This is a genomic window from Neisseria sp. P0021.S007 (genome assembly GCF_051956855.1).
On sequence record NZ_JBQCXA010001072.1, the window covers coordinates 1 to 537 of the forward strand.

Annotated in this window: 1 protein-coding gene; it reads left to right on the forward strand. The window is 59.2% G+C overall.

What is annotated here, in order from left to right; all coding sequences use genetic code 11:
- Positions 1-537, forward strand: a 537-nt coding sequence (locus tag ACTHUR_RS17585) for a hypothetical protein (RefSeq protein WP_440400011.1), incomplete at both ends; no start/stop codon positions are given.

Below are 537 nucleotides of genomic sequence, written 5' to 3' on the forward strand. Positions count from 1 at the left end.
GGTTGGGGTTGTGGTTGGGGTTGGGGTCGTGGTTGGGATTTGGGTTTGGGTTGGGGTTGGGGTTTGGGTTTGGGTTGGGGTTTGGGTTGGAGTTGGGGTTTGGGTTTGGGTCGGGGTTGGGGTTTGGGTTTGGGTTGGGGTTGGGTTGTAGGGGTTGTGTTGGTGGTTGTGGTTGGGGTGGTTTGTGTGGTTGTGGGGGTGGGGGTTTGGGTGGTGTTGGTTGGGGTGGGGGTGGTGGGGGGGGTGGGGGGGGGGGGGGGGGTGGGGGGGGGTGGGGTGGCTGGGGTGGTTGCGTTTGTGTGTTGTTGTCTGGGGTTGGGGTGGTTGTGTGTGGGTGGTGGTGGGGTTTTTTTGGTGTTGGGTTTGGGCGGGGTTTTGTTGTTCGCGTTGGGTGTGGTTGGTGTTGTTGTTTTGGTGGGTTGGGTGTTTTTGGTTGTGGTGTTTTGTGTTGTTGTTGTGGTTGGTTGGTGTGGGGTGGTGTTTTGTTTGGGTTGTTGGGGCTGGTTGGTTGGTGGTTGGTTGGGGGGGGTTTGGGGG